Origin of the sequence: Amycolatopsis regifaucium, assembly GCF_001613935.1 — a bacterium.
GTDB classification, from domain to species: Bacteria; Actinomycetota; Actinomycetes; order Mycobacteriales; family Pseudonocardiaceae; genus Amycolatopsis; species Amycolatopsis regifaucium.
In genome coordinates this window covers 1-5,928 of record NZ_LQCI01000040.1, presented here as the reverse complement: position 1 = coordinate 5,928, position 5,928 = coordinate 1, and the positions used below count along the sequence as shown (strand labels likewise).

The window sequence follows — 5,928 nt, the reverse complement described above, 5'->3', positions numbered from 1 at the left end:
ACACAATCATCCGTGGCTTACACGGAAATCATGACAGGGCCGGTCATCACCGATGACAGCGGAATCCCTGCGCTGACCGCAGCGGAAGCAGAGGCGCTGCGGACTGAGAAGGGACAAGCCGCTGTTGACGAGTACAACCGCGCCCGCGCAGAAGCCAACAAACCGTTGCTCGATTTCATCGCCGCCGAGGGCGGGCAAATTATCCTCGACATCATCGGCTACAACGACGCCAAACGCTGCTTCACCGAAGGCGACTTCATCTCCTGCGTCATGACCGTGATCAACGCCCTGCCCATCCTCAAGATCGCCTCCGTCCTCAGCAAGATCCCCGACGCCGTCTCCGCCGTCGTCCGCATCGTCAAGGGCATCCGCACCTTCAAGGACCTGAAGGTCGCGGGACGACGGCTGACCAGCGACCTGAGAGATCTGGCTCAGCGGCTGATCAGGTGTAAGACGGTCGCCGCCAACAGCCACGCCGGACCTGCCTGCGACGTGCAGACGAAACCTAAGCGTGACCCCCACGCGCCGCCGGTGAGCGATCCGCGGCGGATCCCTACCCGTTCCCCGGCCCGCTTCCCGAGCCTGGCCCTGGCGAGGAGAACAACGACCGGAAGGGCCCCGATGGCACCACCGGATGGGTCATCAACGACCGTATGCAGAATTTCACATACAAGAACGTGCCCGCGAGCCGCGCCACTGGAGGAACCGCTTGCCTTGCCCATGTGGGCTCTCGGCAACCAGGTGAGCCGGACACGCCTGTTGGGTACGAGGACGGGCTGATGCACAGGGGGCATCTCATCGCCTCGATGTTCGGCGGGGTGCACAATGTGCAAAACATTGTGCCGCTGTATGAGTTGGCGAACACGCCCGTTATGCGATATGACCTCGAAGAGCCGATCGCACGGGCGGTACGCGCGGGTGAAAAAGTCTACTACCGGGTCAGCGCCTACTATAAAAATCCCGGAGATGCGGTACCGGCAAGGCTGTACATCATGGCATGGGGAATGGAAAGCTCATTCCGGTGTATCGGAATAGTGGAGAATGTTCCCAATCCGCCACGGGCTACCTGTCAGTAGTGCGAGTCATGACAGGTGCGGCAATCGTATCATGCCAGATCGATACTATCGGCCTGGCATGATACGTCTGAACGAGTGTCCTTTCAATGAAGGAGTCTGCGTTGAGATGATCGATTCTGGTCTCGTTGTCGATCGTATCGCGGTTGCGCTCGGTTGGGATGGCTCCATATCGCCTGAGCTGGAGTGGGAGGTGGCCGAAGAACAGTTAGGAACCCCGTTTCCCGCCGACTACAAGGAATTCATGGGCCGGTTTCCTTCCGGAGTGGTGCGTGACGTGATCACCTTCTGGAATCCTGTCCAGAGCGCTGAGCACCTAGCTCAGTGTAAAGCGAGATTTGACGGGATTTTGGTCTGCGCAAGGATAGCCTGGGAGCGGGGGTATGATAGTTTTCCGCCGTTTCCGGAGTCCAATGGAGTGATTCCGTTCGCTTCCGATGTCGAGGGGGGTGCACTTTTCTGGCTGCCATGGACATCCAATCCCGACAAATGGCACGTGGTGTATCAGAGTCGGCACAGTCCCGATGACTGGACGAGGACAAAACGTTCAATGGCTTCGGTGATGCTCGAACTCGCGACCAGCAGGAGCGAACGTAACATTCTCGGCTGGGACCTCTCCGCGAAAGACCGATCATTTAGGCTGCTCAATCTGCCTGCGGGAGCTTGACAGCAGCCTATCCCAGGTGTGATGGGTTGCTGGAGGCGCCGAAGATGCCCGCGCTGCGGAGAACGCCCGCAGCATGGCGAGCCTCGCTCAGCACGCAGCGGTGGAGGCGGCGATCGCTCGGGCTCGCCATCGAGGATGGCGACACCGGCAAAGACCTCCATTTCAGCAACGGCGCCCAATTCTGGTACTTCGCCGCCGCCAGCCGGGTCGTCGGCGCCCTCACTCACGCCGGGGTCACCGAGCTGTCCATAACGCCCGCCTCGCAACCTGTGGATTCCCTAGGGGCTGCGCCAGCACACGCTGCCCACTCCGCACATCAGGGCGGCGGCGCGTGGTTAGCGTCGCATCGACAATTCTGTCTATGGCCGCAGGCGGACGGATGGGCGACGTCGTCGATGCTGACGCCGTCCAGCTGGGGTACCCGCTCGGCATCGAGGAAGTCTCGAGGTGGGTCGATCGAGGCATTGGCCACCGACACATCGCGTCAGGCAGCGTGGTCGGGACGAGAGTGGAAGCGGCCACGCAGCTGCTCGGTCGATTCCGTCCTCGCGAGGCGAGTGGCCCGGCGGTGACGATGACACCCCGCCTCGTTCGCGCATCGCCCGGAGGTGTTGGCGCTGGACGAGGTGTTCATCGGGGTCGCAAGCCAACCGGCCGTGGTGGTCCGCCACGGACTGAAGGAAGCCTGCGAGGTGTGAGACCGTCGGCTGAACGCAGGTGTGTCGGACGTGTTCGCGGTAGGTGAGCGGGTCGAGATCGACGCCGGAGCGATCCGCCTCGTGCTAGGCGGCGAGGTGGACGTTGACTGGCGGAACGCACCGTTCTGACAAGGTTGTCCAGCAGGCCGGAGGTGGCGGTCAGGCTGTGGTTGGGGCGGGGCCTAACGAGGACTCGAGCGTGGTGAAAACGCGACCGTCGGCGAGCTGGAACTCGATGTAGTCGGGTTCGTAGAGGGTGGTCACCGTGGCTGGGGCGCCTTCGGTCAGGTCGAGTTCCGGTTCGTCGTCGAGGAACACGACCTGGTCGCCCACGTTCATGCCCGTCATGATGCCAGCCAGCCGAACACGATCGGCGAGCTGGTGGTCAGTCGCCCGGGTGTTGCTGCGGCGACGTTGGGTGGTGCGCAGCCGGAAAGAATCAGTGCTGGTCTCGATGATCGAGGCGGCGATGTCAAGCGGTCGACGATCGCGGCGCAGAGCCGGCGGTGTTCACGTGGAGGCCGAGGAGGTCGGCGATGATCGCGGCGGGCAGGTCGGTAGCGAGTGCTGTGAGGCCTCCGTTGACCTTGAGCATGCCCGCCGCACATGTCCGGGCCGGATTAAAAGCTAGACCGGCCGCGGAGTGGGTATTCCCTCCCCATGACGGCGGCACCTGCTCGCAAGTTGCGGCGTTACCAGGAGATGCGTGATTTCGCCCGCACCGGGGAACCGGCGGGAGGCGACACGGCACGGCCGGGCGGTCATCGGTTCGTGGTCCAGCGGCACCGGGCGCGCAGACTGCACTACGACTTCCGGCTGGAACTCGACGGTGTCCTGGTGAGCTGGGCGGTACCGAAGGGGCCGACGCTGGACCCGAAGGCCCGGCGCCTCGCCGTCCACGTCGAGGATCATCCGATCGAATACGCCGACTTCGAGGGCGTGATCCCGCGCGGAGAGTACGGCGGCGGCGACGTCATCGTCTGGGATCGCGGCGTCTGGCATCCGGTCGAAGACGATCCGGCGCGGGCGATCCAAGACGGGACCCTTCACTTCGACCTCGACGGTGAGAAGCTGGCCGGTCGGTTCGTACTGGTGCGGTCCGGCCGTGGCGGCGACAAGGAACAGTGGTTCCTCCTCCACAAACGCGACGACCACGCCCGCGACGGCTGGAACGCCGAAGACCATCCGCGCTCGGTCAAAAGCGGCCGCACCAACGACGAGGTCGCGGCCGCCCCCGACGCGCTGTGGCACGGTGACCGGCCCGCCGCGGAGGCGGAGGTCGCCGTAAGCGCCACCTGGGAAGCGGCGACCCCGGACGAGCTGGCGGCTCTCGATGGCCTCGGTCCGAAGGGAAGATGGTCGGTCGCCGGGCGGGAGCTCACCCTGACCAATCTCGACAAGGTGCTCTTTCCCGCTGCCGACGGCGGAAGACCGGTCACGAAGCGGGACCTCGTCCGATATTACGTCACCGTCGGACCGGCGATGCTGCCGTACCTCGCGGACCGGCCGCTGAACACCCATCGCTTCCCGCAGGGCGTCACCGAACCCGGGTTCTGGCAGAAGGAGGTTCCGTCCCACGCTCCGGATTGGCTGAACACTTGGCACAACGAACGTGCCACGAAGGGGGAGAGCCAACGCTATGTCGTGGCCGACAGCCTCGCTTCACTCGCCTGGCTGGCGAACTACGGCGCACTGGAACTGCACGCCTGGACATCGCGAGGTGACGACGTCGATCACCCGACGTGGGTGTTGTTCGACATCGACCCGGGCCCGGCGACGAGCTTCGAAGAAGTGCTGGAGCTGGCGCGGCTGCATCGCACTGCTCTTGACCATCTCGGCCTGATCGGCAGACCGAAGGTGACCGGGCAGCGCGGAATCCAGGTGTGGGTGCCGATCACACCGCGCTCGACCTTCGAGCAGACCCGGGAGTGGGCGGAGACCGTGTCCAAGACGATCGGCCGGGTGCTTCCGGACCTGATCAGCTGGGCCTGGTCGAAGGACAAACGCGACGGCCGCGCCCGGCTGGATTACACGCAGAACGCGCTCAACAAGACTCTGGTGGCGCCGTACAGCGTGCGGCCGCGGCGGGGTGCGCCGGTGTCGGTCCCGCTCGACTGGAAGGAGCTGGATGATCCCGAGCTCACTTCCGCCCGGTGGACGATCCGGGACGTGCCCGGCCGCCTGGCCGAGCGGGGCGACCCGTTCGCGGGGTTGCTCGGCGTGGAGCAGGAGCTCCCCGGCTGGTAGTTCGCGACGAGACCATCCCCGCCGGCGGTGCGATCCGTGGGTTTGGGGGTCTCCGCGCCGGGTATGCGATGTCCGTTCGGCAACGGCGGTGCGAGGGAGTGACGCGGTGAAGGTGACCATCGGAGATCTGCGGCGGCTGCTCGAATCCGAGCTGCCGGATCCCACGTTGATCCTCATCGAAGGACAGGTGCGGGTCGTGTCCGCCGCGGACGACGACAACCGATCCGGCGCGATTGAAGTGACGACCCAGGCGGAACTGCGGTCCCGATTGTCGGGCGGACCGGAGCCCGGCGACGGCGAACTCGAGGCGGTGGCCGCCACCTTGAACACCATGATCGTCGAACGGGGAGCTTGATCGACGGCAAGTGCTCCGCGACAGGCCTTCCGGGCTCGCGGCTCCGGCAGTGAACCGGGCGGACAGCCGCAGCACATCGTTGACACGTCGCTCGAACGCCATGAGTGGGACGGATGCGGTTGCGCACCGGCATCGGGAGACACCCGATCAGGGCATCCCTCAGGCGCCCCGTTCTGCGGGGCGAGGTCATGGTGAACGGTGAGGCGTGCGTCCTGTCAGTGCGGTGATGACGGCTGGCGTCTGGCCACACGGTTGTAGGTTCGCGGAAGGCGGAAGTAGTTTTCGGCCATGAACACGGAATGCCCACTGTCTGGGACCGTACGGCCCCGCTGACCACGAGCCGACTGGGCCGCCCGGAACCTGCCCCCGCCACGCCGCCCCCGGTCACCGCAGCCCTCGCCCGCGCACTGGACCTCCCGACACCGACCGAACCATCGGCCAGGAACCCCGGGGCACACGCCGACACCCCTTGTGTCGGCACACGGAGTTGTCCGCCCGTTCATGTACGGGTGAACGTGCCCAGTTTCTGCTACCTCTGGCGACGTTGCCGACGAGGGAGTGGTCACGGGCGAGGGTGGGTGATCGCGTGATCCGGCGGGTTGATCGGCGGCGGGGAAGGGCACCACGAGGTTGAGTATCTCGGGGGGCCGGTCCAGGGGAGTGATGTGGCCGCAGTCCGGAATGACGGGTCCGGTGAGGTTGTCGGTGATAAGGCGTAGTTGCCGTTCCAGCGCTTCCGGACGTCGCACCAATCAGGCACGTCCACTCGGGCCGTTCGAGGCGCTCATGTCCATAGTAGAGCCCGCGGCGAGGGCTGAGCGGCGGCAGCACAAGCCCGTTCTGTGGCCCTGTCATGATTTCCGTGTAAGCCACGGATGATTGTGTGGT

5 protein-coding genes and 1 pseudogene are annotated in these 5,928 nt (G+C 65.1%); 5 read left to right on the top strand and 1 reads right to left on the bottom strand.

What is annotated here, in order from left to right:
* From AVL48_RS39705 to AVL48_RS38715, 3 genes and pseudogenes are all read left to right on the top strand, one after another.
* Nucleotides 1–780, top strand: a pseudogene (locus tag AVL48_RS39705) (hypothetical protein); the annotation flags it as partial.
* Nucleotides 780–1,076 carry a DNA/RNA non-specific endonuclease gene (locus tag AVL48_RS40880; RefSeq protein WP_074038282.1) on the top strand — a complete coding sequence of 99 codons (297 nt, stop codon included), beginning with the start codon at nt 780–782 and terminating at the stop codon, nt 1,074–1,076. The pseudogene AVL48_RS39705 and the gene AVL48_RS40880, both read left to right, overlap by 1 nt.
* Nucleotides 1,077–1,182: 106 nt before the next feature.
* Nucleotides 1,183–1,740, top strand: coding sequence for an SMI1/KNR4 family protein (locus AVL48_RS38715; RefSeq protein ID WP_074038288.1), 558 nt, complete (start codon nt 1,183–1,185; stop codon nt 1,738–1,740).
* Between the two features lie 857 nt (nt 1,741–2,597).
* Here AVL48_RS38715 and AVL48_RS30870 read toward each other — a convergent pair.
* Complete coding sequence (locus AVL48_RS30870; protein ID WP_061990397.1) at nt 2,598–2,777, bottom strand: hypothetical protein; 180 nt, start codon at nt 2,775–2,777, stop codon at nt 2,598–2,600.
* A gap of 321 nt (nt 2,778–3,098) precedes the next feature.
* Here AVL48_RS30870 and ligD point away from each other — a divergent pair, with 321 nt between their 5' ends.
* Nucleotides 3,099–4,685: a non-homologous end-joining DNA ligase gene (ligD, locus tag AVL48_RS30865; protein ID WP_061990399.1), complete on the top strand. Its 1,587-nt coding sequence runs from the start codon at nt 3,099–3,101 to the stop codon at nt 4,683–4,685.
* Nucleotides 4,686–4,791: 106 nt separating this feature from the next.
* Entirely contained in the window at nt 4,792–5,040 is a 249-nt protein-coding gene (locus tag AVL48_RS30860) for a hypothetical protein (protein WP_061990401.1), read from the top strand.
* The last annotated feature ends 888 nt before the right edge of the window (nt 5,041–5,928 follow it).